Consider the following 18,426-nt stretch of genomic DNA (forward strand, 5'->3'; position numbering starts at 1 on the left):
CCGGAGGATACACGGGCGAAGGTCTCCGTGGGCTCTTTACGTTCGGCCCGTCTCCGGTGTCTCATGGGGGCTCGCGAACGGAGCACCTCATGACGAACACACGATTACGAGCGGGCGTGGTCCTCATTCCGATCCTGCTTTGGGCCTGCGGCGGCGGCTCGGCGACGCCGGGCGGCGAAGGCGGCGCGGGCGGGAACGGCGGCGGGAACGGCGGCATGGGCGGCGGCCCGGACCTGCCGTGCGACGTGGCCGAGATCATCGCCGAGAATTGCCAGATCTGCCACGCGGCCCCGCCCAAATACGGGGCGCCGATGGCCCTCGTGACGGCGGCCGATTTCCACATCGGCGCGCAGAGTGATCCTTCGAAAAAGGTCCACGAGCTCGTGGGCACGCGCATCCACGACGTGGCCCGGCCCATGCCGCCGAAGGGCTTGCTCGATCCGGCCTCGCAGGGCGTCCTCGATGCGTGGATCGCGGCCGGCGCGCCCGGGGCCTCGGGCGAGTCGTGCTCGGGCACGGGCGGCGCAGGGGGAGGCGGCGGATCGGGCCCCTCATGCACGCCCGATGTCTTGCTCCGGCCGAAGACCGCGTGGACCATGCCGAAGCTCACGGAAGATGCGTACGTATGTTTCGGCGCCGACGCCGTCGTGCAAACGAAGCGGCACATCACGACGATCGCGCCGGCCGTCGACAACGACGTCATCGTCCATCACATGCTCTTGTACGAGGTGCCGTCGGCGTACGGCACGACGCCGAAGCCGTGCGGCGCGGGCGATTCGGGGGGCGGGCGCCTCGTCAGCGTGTGGGCGCCCGGCGCGCAGGCGCTCGTCTTGCCGCCCGAGGCGGGCCTGCCGATCGAGGGCACGGGCCATTACATGATTCAAATGCACTACTCGAACCTGACGGCGCTCGACGGCCAGACGGATCTGAGCGGGTTCGACCTGTGCACGACGACGAACCTGCGCCCGAACGACGCGGACATCCTCGCGTTCGGCACGACGAAGATCAACATCCCGCCGCACAGCGATCTCGACCTGAGTTGCAGCCTCACGGTCCCGGCGGGCTTCCCGAAGCTCAACACGTTCGCGATCGGCCCGCACATGCACAAGCTCGGCACGGTCATCTCGGCCCAGCACAAGAAGGGAAGCGGAGCCGCCGTCGACCTGACGCACCGCGAGCCGTGGAGCTTCGACGATCAATACTGGGACATGACGAGCACCACCATCAACCCCGGCGACACCATCACCACGCGCTGCGTCTGGCAAAACCCGAGCAATTCGAACGTGACCTTCGGCGAGGACACGTCGAGCGAGATGTGCTTCGTCTTCGCCGCCTATTACCCGCGTGTCCAGGTCCCGAACTGGCACTGGGGGCTGCCGGCGGTCAGCTCGGAATGCCAGGCCGCGCCCTGAGAAAGAAGGAACCTCGATGAACCTCGGTCACCCACGTTCGGCCTTGACGCTGCTCGTCCCGCTCGCAGCGGCCCTCCTCGCCTGCAGCAGCAGCGGCAGCAGCAGCAGCGGCAGCGGCGGCGGCGGCGGCAGCGGCGGCAGCGGCGGCAGCGGCGGCGACTCTGCGCGTTGCGTGGTGGAGACGCCCTCCGATCCGGGCATCGTCGCCACGGACAGCGGCCTCGTCCGCGGCAAGATGGAAGGCGCGAGCTGGGTCTACCGCGGCATTCCGTATGCGGCGCCGCCCGTGGGTGACCTTCGCTGGAAGCCGCCCGCGCTCGCCGCCTGCTGGGAGGGCGTGCGGGACGCGAGCTCGTTCGGCGCGAAATGCCCGCAGTTCGACGAAAAAACGAAGACGGCCATCGGCGAGGAGGATTGCCTCTCCCTCAACGTATGGGCCCCCGACGTCACGGAGGACAGCGCGAAGCTGCCCGTCCTGTTCTTCGTGCACGGCGGCGGCAACATCCAGGGCGCGAGCAGCGAGACCCTCCCCGGCGGCGCCCCGCTCTACAATGGTCAGGACCTCGCCGAGTCGCAAAAGGCCGTCGTCGTGACGATCAATTATCGCCTCGGCGCGCTCGGCTTCCTCGCCTTGCCCGAGCTCGCCGCGGAGTCGCCTGTCTCGGCGTCTGGCAATTACGGCCTGCAGGATCAGATCGCCGCGCTGCAATGGGTCCAGAAGAACATCGCCGCGTTCGGCGGGGATGCCGCGCAGGTCCTCCTGTTCGGCGAATCCGCCGGCGCGCTGAACACGCTCACGCTCATGGCTTCGCCGCTCGCGAAGGGCCTCTTCGCCGCGGCGCTCGCCGAGAGCGGGGGCACGACCTCGACGCCCAAGCAAGACGCCGAGGCGGCGATGAGCGAGCGCGTCGCTGCATCGTCCTGCGGGAGCGCGGCGGACACACTCGCGTGCCTGCGGGGCAAGACGCCGGCGGAACTGCTCGCGGAGCTGCCGGGCTCCGTGGGGATCGGGAACGTCTCGATCGGGATGGATGCCGCCAAGTACGGCCCCGTCATCGACGGCTACGTGCTGCCCAAGGCGACGCTCGCGACGTTCTCCGCGGGCGAGCACAACCACGTGCCGCTCGTGATTGGCACGAACGGCGAGGAGCTCGCGAAGGGGATGGCGATCGAGGTGTCCACGGCCGCGCAATTCGAGACCGTGGTCACGCAATCGTTCGGCCCGCTCGCGCCCCAGGTCCTCGCCGCGTATCCGGTCGGCGATTATCCCACGCCCCAGGACGCGCTCGTCGCGCTCTACTCCGATCTGCGCTTCAACTGCCCGAACCGGAGCATCGCGCAGGCCGTCGCGGGGAACCAGAGCGAGGCCGTCTATCGGTACTTCTTCACGCGGCGGGCGAAGACGGCGCAAGGCGAGAACCCGGCGGCCCACGCGGTCGAGCTGCTTTACGTCTTCCACACGCTGACGGACATCGCGCTCTTCACGCCGGCCCCCGAGGACGTCGCGCTCTCGGACGCGATGATGGGCTACTGGGGGCGTTTCGCCGCGAAGGGAGATCCGAACGGCAGCGGCGCCGCGCCCTGGCCGCAATACGACGTGCAGAAGGACTCGCACATCGTGCTCGATGCGCCGATTTCGAGCGGCGAGGGCGTGCGCAAGGCGCAATGCGACGCCTGGGAGCAGATCGCCGGCGCGCCCTGACTCAGCGCGACTCGTACACCTGTCCGGACGGCAGCTCCACGCACGTCAGAAATCCCCCCTTGCCGCAGCGCGTGTCGATCCCGATCACGCACGGACCGACCCACGCGTCCTCCTTGTCCTCCGGCGTGTAGTCCGAGAGCTCGGGCGGGAGGTATTTCGTGGCCGTGTGCCCGAAAAGGACGAGCTTGCCACGATACTCGCGCACGAAGTCGTCGTCGCGGCACCAGAGCATCGCGAGGCGCTTCTGCGTGGTGGAAGGGTGCTCGAAGCCGTTCGGGCCCTTCGGCAGGGCCGCGTGCACGTAAATCGCGTGCTCGTCCTCGTACCAGTACGGGAGCTGCTGCATCCATTCGACGACGTCCGGCGGGAAAAAGGTCCCTTTCAAGAGGGGCTCGACCTCGTCGTCGGCCATGCCTTCGCCTTCGGCCGGTTGGGGTCGGCCGAGGAAGGAGCGGAGGGTGGGGAGGCAGCCGTTTTGCGGGGGAATGACGAATTCGGGCCAGCCGCGCTCGAGGACGCGGAGCCAGCCGTCTTCGTGATTGCCGCGGAGGAGGACGACCTTCGCGGGCGTCTGCGAGGGGAGGGCGCGGAGGAGAGCGACGACGTCGGCCGAGCGGGGACCTCGATCGAGGTAATCGCCGACGAAGACGAGGGTGTCGGCGGCGTCGAGCGGAGGCAGGGTGCCGAGGAGGCGCAGGAGCGCGTCGAGGTCGCCGTGAATGTCGCCAATGGCGAAGGTGCGGCCGGGCATGGGCGGCGAGAGCAGCAGGGATCTGGGGGGAAGGCAAGGGGCTTTTGCTTGCTCTCGTGTTGACGTCCTCACGCAGACCATGCACGGTGGCCCCCCGTCGTCCCGTCCCGGGAATGGGGGCGTATCTCGACCCCCATGGGGAGATCCATGCACCTTCGTAAACCCTTCATTGCTTGCATCGCGCCCCTTTGCCTTTCGCTCGTTTCGTCCTCTGCGCTCGCGGCTCCGTCCTGGCAGGGCCTGCCGGACATGGGCGTGGCACGCCACGGCCATGCGGCGGAATTTTTTCCGGGCATTGGCGTGGTCGCCGTGGGCGGGCCCTCCTTGTTCGAGGCGCTCGATCTGGCCACCGGTACGTGGACGCCGCGAAATCCCGCGCCCACCATGCGTTTCGTGACAGGGGCTCTGCTCCCAGATGGCCTGTGGATCGTCTGCGACATCGAGCAGGCCTACACGTATGACCCCGTGAGCGACACCTGGATCGCAGAACCCCAGCTCCCCTCTTTTGACGACGATATGACACTCACCGCGCTCCCGGACGGCAATGTGCTCTCCACGGGCGGAGTGATGGACTTCAACACGTCGGGTACCTCGAGACGTTATGATCGCATGGGCCAAACGCTCCTCGTTCGAAGCCTGCATCAACGCCGCGCCAGCCATACGGCGACGACGTTGCCTTCCGGGCGCGTGCTCGTCGCGGGCGGCCGGGCGTGGGGCCCGACGGAAGAGGGCGACGAGATTCAGTGGCCCCGGGCCGAGGCGGAGGTGTACGACCCCACGACCGATACGTGGACCCTCGTTTCGCCCATGCACGCGGCCCGCTACCGGCACGCGGCCGCGCTCTTGCCGTCCGGCAACGTGCTCGTCGCGGGAGGCTTTCCGCCCACCGCGGCGGCAGAGGTCTATGATCCGGCCGCGAATACGTGGGTCGAGATCGCGCCCATGAACGAGGCGAGGTGGGGGCATACGATGACGTCGCTCCCGAGCGGGCGCGTGATGGTCACCGGCGGCCTCGGTGGCGGCACGGCGCTCACGTCCGCGGAGGTGTATGATCCCACGACGGGGACCTGGACGTTGCTCCCGCCCATGGCCGTGAACCGCTGGCGACACACGGCCACGTTCGTGCCGGGGCACGGTTTGGTTGTGGCCGGCGGACAGTTGCACGCGTTCAGCGGACCCATTTGGACGAACGTGGAGCTCTACCCGCTCGGCAATGCCGCGCTCGGCGCTGCATGTGTCATCGGCGATGAATGCGCGAGCGGTGATTGCACGGACGGCGTGTGCGTGGATGGCCGTGGGAGTGGAGCCGGTGGAGCCGGCGGCGCGGGTGGAGCCGGCGGCGCGGGTGGAGCAGGCGGCGCGGGTGGAGCAGGCGGCGCAGGCGGCGCAGGCGGCGCAGGTGGAGCAGGTGGAGCAGGCGGCGGCGGAAGCGGCAGCAGCAGCAGCAGCAGCAGCGGCAGCGGCAGCAGCAGCAGCGGCAGCAGCAGCAGCAGCAGCAGCGGCGCAGGTACGCCTCCCGGTGGCGGGGGCGTGCAATGCGCGGTCGACCCGCGCTCCTCGGGGACTCCCGGATGGCTCGCGCTCGTCGGTCTCGGCTTCCTTCTTCGCCGCCGTCGCCGCTGACATCTCCGAGGATGTTCCCCAGGCTGCGGCGCGAGGCGAGGGATGCCTCGCGCCGCCCGTGGAACGCCCTCTCAGAGTCCGTTCGGGATCACGGTGAGGGTGGCGGATCCCTTGTTCGTCAGGATGAGATCGTCGTATCCATCCCCATCCAGATCCGCGACGGCAATGGCGTTGAGGCCGGGCGACGCGCCGGTCGCGACGAAGTCGCCCGCGGCGAAGGTCCCGTTCCCGTTGCCGGTCATCGGGCGGACGCCGCCCGCGGATGTGGTGGCCAGGACGTAGGCGTCGAGCTTGCCGTCGCCGTTGAAGTCACTGGCCACGACCCCGAGCGCCGAGTTGGCGATCGCAGTGGGCGAGACGGTGGACGAAACGCCGCTCGCGACGGTGCCATCGCCATTCCCCTTGAAGAAAAAGAGGAACCGGCCGGCCGCGCCGTTCGCGAGGATGTCGAGCGTGCCGTCTCCATCGGCGTCGCCGAAGGCGATGCCAGCCGTCTGGCCATTCGCCGCGTTCGTGTAGGCGACCGGGGCCGCGAACGAGCCGTCGCCCTGGTTGATGAGGATCGAGAGGCGCGCGGAGCTCGGGCTCGTCACCACGATATCGGGGTGGCCGTCGCCGCTCAGATCACGACAGGCAATGGTCGACTGGACGCCGCCGGTGGAGAGGATGGAGATGAGCACGGGCGCGTCGAAGCTGCCCGCGCCGTCGCCGAACATCACGCTCACCTGGTTCGAGACGACGCTGGTGGTGGCGATGTCGACCGACCCATCACCGTCGAAGTCCCCGGCGCAGAGGTGCACCGAGCCCGGGGCGCCGGTGGTGAAGCTCGTCATCGTGCCGAAGGTCCCGGGCGCGCTCGCGCCCAGGTTGCGGTAGACGCTGATGTTCCCGTTCGTGGCGGGCAGGTTGGTCTGGCCATCGACGGTGATGGCGTCGAGCCACCCGTCGCCGTCCACGTCCGCCGCCACGACCGCGTTGCTGGAGAGCGGCGCGCCCGCATAATTGACCTCCGCCTGGACGGTCGCGTCGCCATTGCCGAAGAAAACGGAGACCGAGCCGGAAGGGGTGCTCGTCGATCCGGATTCGGCGTTGGCCACGAGGATGTCGAGCTTGCCGTCGCCGTTCACATCGGCGATGGCCGGCGCCAGCGGCGTGTGCGTCGCCGGGACGTCGATCGGCGTGCCGGGGACCTGGCCGGTGGGCGGCGTCTGGCACGCGCCATTCGAGCAGATGTCGCCCATCGAGCACGCGAGGTTGCACGCGTTGCAGTGGTCGACGCTGCTCTGGAGGTTCGCCTCGCAGCCGTCGGACGCGAGCCCATTGCAGTTCGCGAGGGTGCCGGCGCACGCCTCGCAGTTGGTCCCCGCGTACGTGGGCGCGCATTGGCACGTGTAGCCGTTGATGCCGTCCGTGCAGGTGCCGCCGTTCTGGCAGGGGTTCGGCGCGCAGTCGTCGATGTTCGTCTCGCAGCTCGCCCCGGAGAAGCCGGGCTCGCATTGGCACGTGTAGCTGTTGATGCCGTCGGTGCAGGTGCCGCCGTTCTGGCAGGGGTTCGGGGTGCAGTCGTCGATGTTCGTCTCGCAGAGCGTCCCCGTGAAGCCCGCCGCGCACTGGCACGTGTAGCTGTTGATGCCGTCGGTGCAGGTGCCGCCGTTCTGGCAGGGGTTGGGGGCGCAGTCGTCGACGTTCGTCTCGCAGCTCGCCCCGGTGAAGCCGGTCGGGCACTGGCACGTGTAACCGCCGACGCTGTCGGTGCACGTCCCGCCGTTCTGGCAGGGGTTCGGGGTGCAGTCGTCGACGTTCGTCTCGCAGTTCGGTCCGGTGAAGCCGGTCGCGCACTGGCACGTGTAGGCGTCGACGCCGTCGGTGCAGGTGCCGCCATTCAGGCAGGGGTCAGAAGCGCAGTCGTCGACGTTCGTCTCGCAGTTCGTCCCGGTGAAGCCGGTCGGGCACTGGCACGTGTACCCGTCGACGCTGTCGGTGCACGTCCCGCCGTTCTGGCAGGGGTTCGGGGTGCAGCCGTCGACGTTCGTCTCGCAGTTCGGCCCGGTGAAGTCGGGCGCGCACTGGCACGTGTAGCCGTCGACGCCGTCGGTGCAGGTGCCGCCGTTCTCGCACGGGTTGGGCGTGCAGTCGTCGACGTTCGTCTCGCAGTTCGCCCCGGTGAAGCCGGGCGCGCACGCGCACGTGTAGCCGTCGGCGCTGTCGGTGCACGTCCCGCCGTTCTGGCAGGGGTTCGGGGTGCAGCCGTCGACGTTCGTCTCGCAGTTCGTCCCGGTGAAGCCGGGCGCGCACTGGCACGTGTAGCTGTCGACGCCGTCGGTGCAGGTGCCGCCGTTCTGGCAGGGGTTCGGGGCGCAGTCGTCGACGTTCGTGCACGTGCTCGGCTGCTCGGTGCAGGTCCAGCCGCTCTCGACCTTGCAGTCGCTGGAGCAGCCATCGTCGCTCGCCTTGTTGCCGTCGTCGCAGGCCTCCGGCGCGGCGAGGGCGCCGTCGCCGCAGACCGCGCTCGTGCCGCTGGTGCCTTGATCGATCTCGCTGCGATCGATGCGGGCGATGATCTCGCACCCCGTCGACCCGAGCATCACCCCGAGGCCGAGGGCCCAGCAGCCGAGCCGCCCGACCACCTTCAACGTGGCTGCATTCATGGAAATGGAAGAGGAGGATGTCATTGGTGCGCGCATCCTAGCCGAAGTGCACACGCGCTCGCGACGGCCATCGCCAAGGTCGAACCGGAAGGTTGCGCTTTTTGCACAGCCGTGCGTTTTTTGATCCGCGCGCGCCGTCGGTGCGTCGTCCCCCCGACGCCACGGCCGCACGGCTTCCTCAACGCTCCGGGAGCAACGCCGCGAGCGCCCGCTCGATCTCCGTCAGCGATTCCCCCGGCCGCGCCTCCACGCGCAGCCATTCTGTCCCCGCGCGGACGTCCGCCACCTGCGCGAGCCTCTCCCGGGACGCCGCGTCCAGATGCGCGAGCAGCGGCGCCCCGATCCACGTCACCTCGCTCCCCACCGCGCGCAGCCAGCGCGAGGCCCTGCTCGGGCGCAGCGTGCCGTGGTGAATGCCACACGCCACCTCGTACGGCGTCGTATCCAGGCTGTTCGACGGCGCCGTCCCCCAGCGCGCGAGAAACCCTTGCAGCGCGCCCAGCCGCTCCACGGCGCCCTCCACCACCTCGACGAGGTGCGCCCGTGCCGCGGAACCTTGCGCCTCGGCGAGCTCCGTGACGTTCACCCACAGGCTGAGCACCGTGGTCTCCGGCTCCTCTTGCGGCAGGATCGAGCCGCCGAACGAGACCCCGAGCCCTGGCATGGGCATCAAGCCCGTGGCCGCCGCCTGGGCCATGCGCGCGTGTATGTCCTCTTGCGCTTGGACCGTGACGACCTGCTCCTCGCGCATTCCCTGGACGAGCGCCCGCCAGCGCGCGCCCTTGAAAAAACCATTGCCCGGCGCTGACTTCGTATCGGGACGGCGGCCCGCTTTGGCGAGGAACATGGTGGTATCGAAGGCCGACGCTTTCGCCGCCAGCGTCGCGAGCTTCTCGAACGCCTGCGCCGCGTGCTGGGCGACGGCCTCGCTGCGGTCGGGGAAGACCACGAATGCCACCAAGAGCTGCCCCATCGAGAGCGGCAGGAGCAGTTGCGAGGGTGTTTCCGGCGCTGCGCGCAGCGGACGCCAGAGAGGCGCGTCCAGGGTCAGCTCGTAGGTGATCGACGTTTGCCCCTCGCGATGCGCGAGCGGCACCAATCCCACGTGGAGCGCCGCCGCTCCCGCGGAGACCACCCGGCCCACCACGTTCACGTGCACCTGCGCCCGTTGCATGGCCGTGAAGGCGCGCTGCCAGTCCCCGCCGGGCGCCATTGCATGAAAGCCCCCGGGCACGCCCGCAGGCAAGACGGCCTCCTTCAGCTCGGCCACCACCACCGTGCTGCCCTGGTGCTCGCGCGCCGAGGGCGCCACCATCTCGTGCTGCGCGCCCGCGCGCACATCACCAACGAGCACCTCGAAGTGCTCCACCTTCACGAGACCCTGCGTGATCGCCTCGCCCCAGGCCGCCACCAGCAATCCTTGCGACGGCCCGCCCTGGTTGTGCGTGGTCAGCGATACGCGCACTTCGTCGCCCACCGCGAACCTCGCCGGCACGTTCTCCCCGACCGTCTGCGCCACGAGCACCGTCGGCCCCGCGGCGGCGGCCTCGTACCCCGGCCGCTCGCGCAGCCGGAAGCGAAGCGCCGTCGCCTTCGCCCGGGTCTGCTCGTCCAGATACCGGTACCCCACGCCCATTTGCTCTGGTGGTGCACCCAGAGCGCGCGCCGTCTCGGCGAGCGTGACCTCCGCGAAGAGCTCCTTGCCGCTCCAGATGGCGCGGAGCTCCGCGGCCGAGAGGGCCAGGCCGAAGCCCTTCACCCACCGCTCCGGGTGTCCCGAAAGATCCTCGGCGTCCCCCGCGTCGGCCTCCTCGCCGAAATAACTCGGATGGCTATTGTATCGGTCGACGCAGGCGCCCTTGTCGAAGAGGTCCATACAAAGCACGTCGCTGTCGTGCACGAGCACGGTGAGGGCGGGCGCGTCGAGTGCGCGCGAGGTCAGCGCGGCGAGATCGTCGAGCCGCGCCTGGTCCTGGCCCTCGGTGCGCTCGTCGTAAAGGGACACCCAGCCCTGTTTGTTCGGCCCGAGGATCAGCACGGTCCGGTCCGGCTCCGCGCCCTCGGCGCAGAGCTCCGCGCCCTCTTCCTCGGCGGCGGCGATCAGCGCGGCGCGGAGCGGCTCGAGTGAGGTCCCCTGGGGGAGGCGGACATGCACGTTGGTGAAGAAGGCGCCCATGGGCGCGGCCTATGCCCCAGCGGGCGGCCGGGAGCAACGGGCAAAAAGGGCACGCGCGTGGCCGATGGGTATTGCATGGCCAAACCCGTGTCCGACTTCGATCGTTATGCTCCGCTGGAGGCCACGGTTTGGTCAAATCGCCGCGACGAAGCGCCCCTCGGCGGTCGCGAAGCCATCGAGGTACACCGTGTGCGGAGGCGCGGGGTCGACGAGCAGCGCGCAGAAGCGCGGAGCGGTCCCTCCACCCCATCGTAGCCCACGGTGACCACGTCCGAGCGGTCCCTCCACCGCGCCTTCGCCCTCGGCGCTCGCGTGGACGCGAGCCTCCGCTCGCGCCTTCGCCCTCGTCGTTCGCGTGGACGCGAACCTTCCCTCGCGCCTTCGCCCTCGTCGTTCGCGTGGACACGAACCCCCACTCGTGCCTTCGCCTTCGGCGCTCGCGTGGACACGAACCCCGCTCGTGCCTTCACCTTCGGCGCTCGCGTGGACGCGAACCCCCGCTCGTGTCGTCGCCCTCGTCGTTCGCGTGGACACGAACCCCCGCTCGCGCCTTCGCCCTCGTCGTTCGCGTGGACGCGACCCCCCACTCGCGTCGTCGCCTTCGTCGTTCGCGTGGACGCGAACCTCCACTCGTGTCGTCGCCCTCGTCGTTCGCGTGGACGCGAACCCTCCGTTGCCCGCAGGCGGGCTACGATGCGCTACGTTGGGACCCGACCGGGAGGCCCTCGTGAAACCCGACATCGCCCAGGAGCTGAACGAATTATGCGGAATGCTCGCGGCGTCGCTCCGGCGGCCGTCGGGCAGGGTGGAAACGAGCTTCGGCTCCTTCGCGTGCGTCGAGGCTCCCCCCCACATCTCCGTGGTGCCGAGCAGCGGTCGGCCCCTTTTCGTACCGCGGCGGCTCGATCCGCGCTTCGTTCCGTCGAAGGCACTCCTGGAGGCGGTCACGCTCGACGCTGTCGACGATGCCTCGGCGCCCCGCTCGGCCGAGGCGGGAGAGGGGACACGGGGATGCCCGACCGTTTCCTGTCCCAAGCTCCACGCGCATCTCGTCGCCGCACTTTCGAGCAAGAATGTCGTCAAGGTGTCCGGGCTCGGAGAGCTTCGCATCGAGAAGAAGGGGGGAAAGCGACGCCTCTCGTTCAAGCCGAGCCTCGTGCTCAAGGGCGCGTTGCGTGACGAGTTCGCAGCGCCCGTTCCCCTCGAAAGAAACCATCCATTGGAGCATCTGGCGGCTCGCGCCCTCGACCACGCGAGGGCGACCTCCGAACCGTCGGCGCAGACGTATCCGTTCGTCATGATGGAGGCCCCCGGTGCGCCCGATACGAAGCTCGTTCGGTTCCTCGAAGTCGAAGGCGAGTACGAGCGCCTCGTGGACCATGCGCGCGGGTTCGTCCGCACCCTCGACGCGGCGCGATACGCCCTCGCCTACAACGCCGAGCTTCGGCGCAACTACGGTCTTTCGTACGATGCCGTGATTGTCGAAGTCGCGGAACGCGAAGACGCGCAGGCTCGCGTCCTCGCGCAGCGGTACGGCACGACCGGCGTCGAGCCGGTCCCGACGGACGTCGAGCTCCTCGGCGCGACCGAGAATTTGCTGAAGGGATGACGCAGCAGCGGCAACCGTCGCCGCTGCCGCCTCTCTCAGTGCGCCACGTGCCCGAACGCGAACGCGAGCATATCGACGGCCTGCTCCACGCGGCTCTTCACCATATCCGCGCCGCCGTGCCCCGAATGTTTCTCCACGCGCATCAGGACCGGCGGATCCCCCGCCTGCGCCGCCTGCAGCGCCGCCGTCGTCTTCCACGCGTGCAGCGGATGCACGCGATCATCCGCGTCCGCCGACAACATCAAGAACGCCGGGTACTTCGCCCCGGGCTTGACGTTGTGGTACGGCGAATACGCATAGAGCGCCTTGAAGAGGCTCTCCTCTTTGGGCGATCCATACTCGGAGACCCACGTCTTCCCGTCGCCGAAGAGCGGATACCGGATCATGTCGAGCACGGGCACCGCGCAAAGCACGGCGCTGAAGAGGTCCGGCCGCTGGTTCGCCACGGCGCCGACGAGCAGACCGCCGTTTGAACCACCATACACGACGAGGCGATCGGTCGCGGTGAGCTTTTCCTTCACCAGCCACTCGGCCGCGGCGATGAAATCGTCGAACACGTTTTGCTTTTTCGTCAGCATCCCGCCGCGGTGCCATTCCTCGCCGTATTCCGCGCCGCCGCGCAGGTTCGGCAAGGCGAGGCCGCCGCCGTTCTCCAGCCACGTGTAGAGCATGGGCGAGAAGGCCGGCGTCTTGCTGATGTTGAAGCCGCCGTAGCCCGTGAGGAGGAAGGGCGTCGTGCCGTTTTTCGGGGCGTCCTTCTTGCGGACGACGAACATCGAGACCTGCGTGCCGTCCTTCGACGGGTAGAAGACCTGCTCGACCCCGTACGGCGCCGGATCGACGGGCGCTTTGAGCGCGTACCAGAGCTTGCTCTCGCCGGTCTTGATGCTCGCCTCGAAGATCGAGGTCGGGTAGGTGAACGAGGTGAACACGTAGTAGGCGCGATCCTCGTCCGGCTCGCCGAGGAGGCCACTCGTCGTGCCGATGCCGGGCAGCTTGATCGCGTGCACCTTCTTGCCCGCCGTGGTCCAGACCTCGATCTCGCTCGACGCCTTGCGCAGGTAGTCGAGCGCGAGGTGGCCGCCGACGATCGACGCCTCCTGGAGCACCGCGTCCTTCGACTCGGGCACGATCTCCTTCCACTGATCCCGCGCAGGTTTGGCCGGATCGATGGCAAAGATGCGCCCGCGCGGCGAGCCCTCCGTGGTGCGGAGGTAAATCACGTTCTTGTAGGCGAAGGCGTTCATCGAGCCCTCGTAGCCCTTCACGAGATCGACCCAGGCCGCGCCCTTCTTGCGCAGGTCGAGGAACTTGATGCCGCTCACGTTGCCGCCGTGCAGGACGTTGACCACGAGGAAATGGCCGTCGCGCGAGAGCCGCGCTTCGAGCTCGGTCTCGGGATCGCCGTTCTTCGGCAGCACGACCGTGTCCGTGTCCGCCTTCTTGCCGAGGCTGTGGAAGCGCACCTCGGAGTACCCCGGCAGCTCGGAGGCCGGGATCTTCGAATCCACCGGGATCGAGACGTAGTAAAACCCGTCGCCCTTCGGCGTCCAGAGCGGGTGGGCGTATTCGGCGCCCGGGATCGTGTCGATCGTGCTGTCCTTGCCCGTCGCGACCTCACGCACGCGGAGCTCCCCCGCGTCCGCGTTGTTCGGGTGCGCGATGTACGCGACCCATTTGCCGTCGTACGAGGGCACCCACGCGCCGAGCGACGTCGAGCCATCGGCGCTGAGCGAGGCGACGTCGATGAGGACACGTTGCTCTCCCTTCTCGCCCTCGCGCCAGTAGATCGTGCTCTTCTCCTTGTCGGCGGGCCGGTGCGACCAGAACGAACGTTTTCCGCGGCGGAGCGGCGGGCTCACGAATTCGAGGTACGAGAGCGCGCGGAGTTTTTCGGCGAGCGCCTCGCGCTTCGGCAGCTTCGCGAGCTCGGCGCGCGCGAGCTCGTCCTGGGCCTTCACCCACGCTTGCACCTCGGGCGAACGTTCGTCTTCGAGCCACCGGTACGGATCGGCCACCTTCACGCCGAAGAACGTGTCCGCCGCGTCGACCTTGCGCGTCTTCGGGTAGGGGAACGCGGCCTTGTTCGCGGGCGCGTCGGGTTTGACCTCGGCGGTCGCCGTCGCGGGCGGGGGCGGGGGCGCGCCCTCGCCGTCTTCGGGCGGGGCCGGCGGCGCGCCGGCGCAGGCGGCGAGGAGCACGGGCAGAACGGCGAGAGGGGAGGGGCGCGAGTGCTTCATCGGCGCGCATGATGCTCACGCGTCGCGAGGGTTTTCAAGGGCTGCATCCCGTGGCAGAATCGCCGGGCTGTAGCTCGGCTTGCCCGAGCGTAACCGGCCGAGGGAGGTGCTCGTGCGAACGTGGATGTTGTCGCTTTTCGCGCTCGTCGTTCCCCTGGGGTGTGCGGTTCCGTCGAACTTCCCCTCGCAAGAGGAGCTCTACGACGAACCCCGGGACTACAATCGTTTCGCCGTCTTCAGCCATGGCCGCGAGGTCATCGGCGGTCAGGTGAACGCGGGCGGGGTGCTCGGGCTCGACGTGAACCTCGGCCGCTACACCGACGCCGACGATCACGCGCTGCGCGGGCGCGTCTACGGTCGGCTCGTCGACATGCGCATCGAGGGCGATCGCGTGCGCGGGCTCGCGTCGTCGTTGCCGTTCGAGCTCGCCATCGCGCGCGAAGAGCGCGTGGTGACGGCGCGCGGGCTCGTCTACGGGAGGAACGTGGAGGTCGCGCTGAGCGACGAGCGCGCGCGTGTGGTGCTCGGGCCGTGTGAGCTCGACCTCGGGCGCCGTGGGCCGGTCTACGTGGGGCGCAAGCGTTGTGACGGGCGCTGGCAGCCGGAGGAGGTGGAGCTGCAGGTCGGCCGCGGCTTGTCCACATGGAGCGACGCCGAGCGCCTCTCCGCGCTCTCCTTGATGCTCTTCATGGACTGATCACGTTCCGTCACGATCGCCTTGACGAACGGCGCCTTCCGGGACTCTACTCTGCCCCGATCATGAAAGGCACCTCGCTCGTCTACAGCTCGCACGACCGCTCCGACCTGATCCACGATCACTTCATCGTGCAGCGCGCGCTGCGCGGCGAGGACAACAGGCGGATCCTGTTCCTTCCGATGTCCGAGACCCCGCAGAACGGGAGCGAGTACGAACGCCAGGAGTTCGCCTGGGGCAACTTCCGGTATTTCTTCAGCTTCTACGATCGGTTTGGCCTCGAGTACCTGCCGTTTTACTGGAACAGCGGCCTGCGCCGCGAGGACGTCGAGACGTTCTGGCATTCCCTGTGGTCGTCGGAGGTCGTGATCCTCGGCGGTGGTCACAGTGTGACGGGGCTGCACCGCTACAAGGAGCTCGGCGCGCGCTTCAACGGCGAGCCGGGGCTGTTCGGGCGGATCCTGCACGAGCGCAAGGCGCGTGGCCTGCTCACGGTGGGCTTCTCGGCGGGCGCCGATCAGCTCTGTGAGCACATCTTCCGGCGCACGTACGACGACTCTACGGACACGAAAGGCTTTGGCCTCGTGCGCAAGTCGATGATCACGCTGCACCACGACGCGAGCCGCAACGGCGATCTCTGGGACGCGGCGCGGCGCTTCGGCGACTACCGGGTCTTCGGCCTGCCGAACGACGCGGGCCTGAACACGGACTGGGGCGTGCTGCCCTCGGGCAACATCTGGCAGATCTACGAGTTCGTCGTGGACCGGACGTGGGACATCCCGTCGGATCAGTTCCACATCCGCACACGCCAGGGCGCGCTCATCGATCACTTCGATCCGCACGGCCGGCACTGGGCGTTCGACAACGGCGATCACCTGGTGCGGATCCAGTCCCCCGACGGTCGCTTCGACGAGTCGTGGATGACGGCCGGCGGCGGGCTCCTGCACTACGGCACGCGCGCGCCGAGCCGGTACGCGAGCATCGCGGAGATCCTCGCCTCGCATTGATCCGACCCCGCCTCACGCTCCTCTTCGCGCTTGCGGCCGGCTGCGGCGGCCCCAAGGCACGCGCCCGTGCCTGACGCGGGCGCGGGAGCGGGAGCGGGCGCGGGAGCGGCAACCAGGATCTGATTGTGTACCGCTGTTGAGGAAGGGTTTAGGTCGAGGGGCTTCGGGCGCTGGAGCTTGGCCGCGGTGTGGTGCGTGCAACACAAGGCGCCCCCTGCTCTCGGACGGCCATGCTGGCTCGCTGCACGCGCGGCGAGCTCTGCTAGGCGCTCGGCGAGATCACGCGGCGAGTGGCATTACATAAACTGGCAACGCGACGGGTGGGAATCCTCGCTCGGGCACAAAGCCCTGTGGTATTCGCCGCCGTTCTCACCGCAATGGCCGGTGCTGGGCAGCCACACGCAAGTATCGGGGGTCCCGTCACCATTGGTGTCCTTGCAGCACTTGATGACCCCCGACTGCATCGGCGTCGCTTCGGGTGCTGTCTGATAGCCGACGAGCTGCTCCGCTTGCTCCACGGCGTCCTGGCTTTGGGCCGATACCCCCTCGCTCGCCTCCGCCGTGAGGACCGGATACAGGAGGGCCGCGGCGAGGAAGGCGGTTGCGAAGAACCAATTGCGCTTGTGTTCGAGGCTCGTCTTCATGATGGCGATGCTCCTTATTGCGATCGGGCGTGATGGCGGTGGCCGCGAGCTACCTGCCGCGCGGGGCGCCGACGTTTGATCGGTATCGCAATGGCCGTGCCGACCCGCCCGACAGGGTTCAGGGCCTCGCTGAGCGGGCAAAATCGAGTTCCATCCGCGCGGCCTGTCACTCGCGCGCAACAACTGACGCGGCATCGTTACAGCGCCTGTTGCACCGTCATGACGGCCTCGCCGAGTCTCCTCGCGCGCGGGGCGGGGGAGTCGTTCGAGGAGGGTATGGCGAGGATGCGGGGGGGCGTGGGCGGCAGCCCGAAGAGCGGCGGCTGCATCAACCTCTCGCCCGAGGACGCGTCGATCGTGTTTGCCTGGACCGACCCGCCCGTCCCCGACGGCTGGTCGAGCGCGGACGCGCGCCCGAACGCGCCGGGGACCTGGATCGTCCTTCGGCGGTGAGGTGAGGAGGCAGCGAAAGGCGAGGGGCCGTTCGCCCGGCAGGCAGGCGTCCTCGTTCTCTTGCGGGTGGACCGGGGCTGGTCCGAATCGAACGATGTGCCCGAACGTAAGCTTGTCACGGCCTTGGCTCTGCCGTATCAAATAAAGATGACGGCTGCTGCTAGCAGTCTGGTCGAGCCTGCGCGCCTCGGGGAATACACGCGGACGGAGGGGGGGGAGCCTTCGCCTGTCTCTCTCGTCGGCGTCGTCCAGGATCTATCGCTCGTGCGCGACATGCCGGCCCTGATGGAGGTCGTGCGGAAGGCGGCCCGGGAGCTGACCGGCGCCGACGGCGCGACGTTCGTCCTGCGCGACGGCGACCTCTGCTACTACGCGGAGGAGAACGCCATCGAGCCGCTCTGGAAAGGCCGGCGATTCCCGATGACCGCGTGCATCAGCGGCTGGTCGATGATTCACCACGAGGCCGTCGCCATCGAGGACATCTACGAGGATCCGCGCATCCCTTTCGACGCGTATCGGCCGACGTTCGTGAAGAGCCTGTGCATGGTGCCCATCCGGACGAAGGCGCCCATCGGCGCCATCGGCAATTACTGGGCGACGCAGCACCACACGACGCCGTGCGAGCTCGCGCTCCTCCAGGCGCTCGCCGATAGCACCTCGGTGGCGATGGAGAATGTCGAGGTCTACGCCGAGCTGGAGAAACGCGTGCTGGACCGGACGCGCGAGCTCGAGGAGAAGAGCCAAAGGCTCGCCGAGGAGCACGCGGCGCTGCTCGAGCTTCAGCGACAAAAGGAGGCGCTGAGCGCGCTCGTCGTGCACGATCTCAAGAGCCCCGCCGCCGCCATCGTGCTCGCCGCTTCTTTGCAGCTCCGGAGCCCCGACCTCGAGCCCGCGGAGCGGCGCCGCTGGGGCGTCGTGTTTTCCTCGGCGGAGCGCATCGTCCGCACGGCGGCGAGCGTGCTCGATATCGCCCAGAGCGAGGAGGGCAGGCTCGTGCCGCGTTACGCCGTCGTGGATCTCGGCGGGCTCATCGCCGAGATTCGCGAGCAGCTCTTGCCGCTCGCCGAGAAACGCGAGCAGGGGATCGTGGTGTCGTGTGAGGTGCCCGAGGGCGCGCTCTGGGCCGATCGAGAGCTCGTCGGACGCACGCTGCAGAACCTCGTCGACAACGCGATTCGTCACAGCCCCATGAAGAGCACGGTGCGCATCGAGGCGCATGCGGACGCCGCGTGGGTGACGGTCGCGATCTGCGACGAGGGCCCCGGGGTTCCGGTCGACATGCGTCAGTGCATTTTCGACCGGTACGTGCGGGTCGAAGAGAAGGGCCGCACCGGGTGGGGGCTCGGGCTCGCCTTTTGCAAAATGGCCGTCGAGGCGCACGGCGGCACGAGCTGGATCGACGACGCGCCGCGGGGGAGCCGGTTCTGCTTCCGGCTCCCGGTCGCCCGCGCCGACGCGAGTTGACCG

General features: G+C 68.8%; 13 protein-coding genes. 8 read left to right on the forward strand and 5 right to left on the reverse strand.

Annotated features, from left to right (window positions below):
• Nucleotides 1–89 precede the first annotated feature (89 nt).
• On the forward strand, nt 90–1,412 hold the full coding sequence (locus QHF89_RS23690; RefSeq protein WP_136969795.1) for a monooxygenase: 1,323 nt from the start codon (nt 90–92) through the stop codon (nt 1,410–1,412).
• A 16-nt stretch (nt 1,413–1,428) separates the two neighbouring features.
• Entirely contained in the window at nt 1,429–3,114 is a 1,686-nt protein-coding gene (locus QHF89_RS23695; protein WP_136969796.1) for a carboxylesterase/lipase family protein, read from the forward strand.
• 1 nt (nt 3,115) lies between these two features.
• Here QHF89_RS23695 and QHF89_RS23700 read toward each other — a convergent pair whose 3' ends face one another.
• Nucleotides 3,116–3,865, reverse strand: coding sequence for a metallophosphoesterase family protein (locus QHF89_RS23700; RefSeq protein ID WP_284720864.1), 750 nt, complete (start codon nt 3,863–3,865; stop codon nt 3,116–3,118).
• A 147-nt stretch (nt 3,866–4,012) separates the two neighbouring features.
• Between QHF89_RS23700 and QHF89_RS23705 the strand changes: the two genes are divergently transcribed.
• Nucleotides 4,013–5,488: a Kelch repeat-containing protein gene (locus tag QHF89_RS23705; RefSeq protein WP_284720865.1), complete on the forward strand. Its 1,476-nt coding sequence runs from the start codon at nt 4,013–4,015 to the stop codon at nt 5,486–5,488.
• Nucleotides 5,489–5,559: 71 nt separating this feature from the next.
• Here the strand turns inward: QHF89_RS23705 and QHF89_RS23710 are convergent, their stop codons facing one another.
• Together QHF89_RS23710 and QHF89_RS23715 are read right to left on the reverse strand one after the other, a co-directional pair.
• Nucleotides 5,560–8,160, reverse strand: a complete 2,601-nt coding sequence (locus tag QHF89_RS23710) for an FG-GAP-like repeat-containing protein (protein WP_284720866.1) — start codon at nt 8,158–8,160, stop codon at nt 5,560–5,562.
• A gap of 154 nt (nt 8,161–8,314) precedes the next feature.
• Nucleotides 8,315–10,312 (reverse strand): hypothetical protein, encoded by a 1,998-nt coding sequence (locus QHF89_RS23715; protein ID WP_136969800.1) that lies wholly within the window; start codon nt 10,310–10,312, stop codon nt 8,315–8,317.
• Nucleotides 10,313–11,039: 727 nt separating this feature from the next.
• Here QHF89_RS23715 and QHF89_RS23720 point away from each other — a divergent pair.
• Complete coding sequence (locus QHF89_RS23720) at nt 11,040–11,921, forward strand: HU family DNA-binding protein (RefSeq protein ID WP_136969801.1); 882 nt, start codon at nt 11,040–11,042, stop codon at nt 11,919–11,921.
• A 35-nt stretch (nt 11,922–11,956) separates the two neighbouring features.
• On the opposite strand, the gene QHF89_RS23725 is transcribed toward QHF89_RS23720, so the two are convergent.
• Entirely contained in the window at nt 11,957–14,161 is a 2,205-nt protein-coding gene (locus tag QHF89_RS23725; protein ID WP_136969802.1) for a prolyl oligopeptidase family serine peptidase, read from the reverse strand.
• A 112-nt stretch (nt 14,162–14,273) separates the two neighbouring features.
• Here QHF89_RS23725 and QHF89_RS23730 point away from each other — a divergent pair, with 112 nt between their 5' ends.
• Nucleotides 14,274–14,858: a hypothetical protein gene (locus tag QHF89_RS23730; protein WP_136931078.1), complete on the forward strand. Its 585-nt coding sequence runs from the start codon at nt 14,274–14,276 to the stop codon at nt 14,856–14,858.
• 62 nt (nt 14,859–14,920) lie between these two features.
• Nucleotides 14,921–15,862, forward strand: a complete 942-nt coding sequence (locus QHF89_RS23735; RefSeq protein WP_136969803.1) for a type 1 glutamine amidotransferase family protein — start codon at nt 14,921–14,923, stop codon at nt 15,860–15,862.
• Nucleotides 15,863–16,158: 296 nt separating this feature from the next.
• Here the strand turns inward: QHF89_RS23735 and QHF89_RS23740 are convergent, their stop codons facing one another.
• Nucleotides 16,159–16,506, reverse strand: a complete 348-nt coding sequence (locus QHF89_RS23740; protein WP_136969804.1) for a hypothetical protein — start codon at nt 16,504–16,506, stop codon at nt 16,159–16,161.
• A gap of 276 nt (nt 16,507–16,782) precedes the next feature.
• On the opposite strand from QHF89_RS23740, the gene QHF89_RS23745 reads away from it, so the two are divergent.
• Both QHF89_RS23745 and QHF89_RS23750 read left to right on the forward strand, forming a co-directional pair.
• The gene (locus QHF89_RS23745; protein ID WP_136969805.1) at nt 16,783–16,959 is read left to right on the forward strand and encodes a L,D-transpeptidase family protein; all 177 of its coding nucleotides are present in this window, start codon (nt 16,783–16,785) and stop codon (nt 16,957–16,959) included.
• A gap of 147 nt (nt 16,960–17,106) precedes the next feature.
• Entirely contained in the window at nt 17,107–18,423 is a 1,317-nt protein-coding gene (locus tag QHF89_RS23750; protein ID WP_136969806.1) for a GAF domain-containing sensor histidine kinase, read from the forward strand.
• Nucleotides 18,424–18,426: the final 3 nt, after the last annotated feature.

The organism is Polyangium sorediatum, assembly GCF_029946465.1.
Lineage (GTDB): Bacteria > Myxococcota_A > Polyangia > Polyangiales > Polyangiaceae > Polyangium > Polyangium fumosum.

What these genes read in the sequence shown, in the direction of transcription:
- QHF89_RS23715 (WP_136969800.1), bottom strand. Translation starts at nt 10,312, where the DNA reads ATGGGCGCCTTCTTCACCAACGTGCATGTCCGCCTCCCCCAGGGGACC.
- QHF89_RS23740 (WP_136969804.1), bottom strand. Translation starts at nt 16,506, where the DNA reads ATGAAGACGAGCCTCGAACACAAGCGCAATTGGTTCTTCGCAACCGCC.
- QHF89_RS23735 (WP_136969803.1), top strand. Translation starts at nt 14,921, where the DNA reads ATGAAAGGCACCTCGCTCGTCTACAGCTCGCACGACCGCTCCGACCTG.
- QHF89_RS23750 (WP_136969806.1), top strand. Translation starts at nt 17,107, where the DNA reads ATGACGGCTGCTGCTAGCAGTCTGGTCGAGCCTGCGCGCCTCGGGGAA.
- QHF89_RS23695 (WP_136969796.1), top strand. Translation starts at nt 1,429, where the DNA reads ATGAACCTCGGTCACCCACGTTCGGCCTTGACGCTGCTCGTCCCGCTC.
- QHF89_RS23725 (WP_136969802.1), bottom strand. Translation starts at nt 14,161, where the DNA reads ATGAAGCACTCGCGCCCCTCCCCTCTCGCCGTTCTGCCCGTGCTCCTC.
- QHF89_RS23710 (WP_284720866.1), bottom strand. Translation starts at nt 8,160, where the DNA reads ATGACATCCTCCTCTTCCATTTCCATGAATGCAGCCACGTTGAAGGTG.
- QHF89_RS23705 (WP_284720865.1), top strand. Translation starts at nt 4,013, where the DNA reads ATGCACCTTCGTAAACCCTTCATTGCTTGCATCGCGCCCCTTTGCCTT.
- QHF89_RS23745 (WP_136969805.1), top strand. Translation starts at nt 16,783, where the DNA reads ATGGCGAGGATGCGGGGGGGCGTGGGCGGCAGCCCGAAGAGCGGCGGC.
- QHF89_RS23690 (WP_136969795.1), top strand. Translation starts at nt 90, where the DNA reads ATGACGAACACACGATTACGAGCGGGCGTGGTCCTCATTCCGATCCTG.
- QHF89_RS23700 (WP_284720864.1), bottom strand. Translation starts at nt 3,865, where the DNA reads ATGCCCGGCCGCACCTTCGCCATTGGCGACATTCACGGCGACCTCGAC.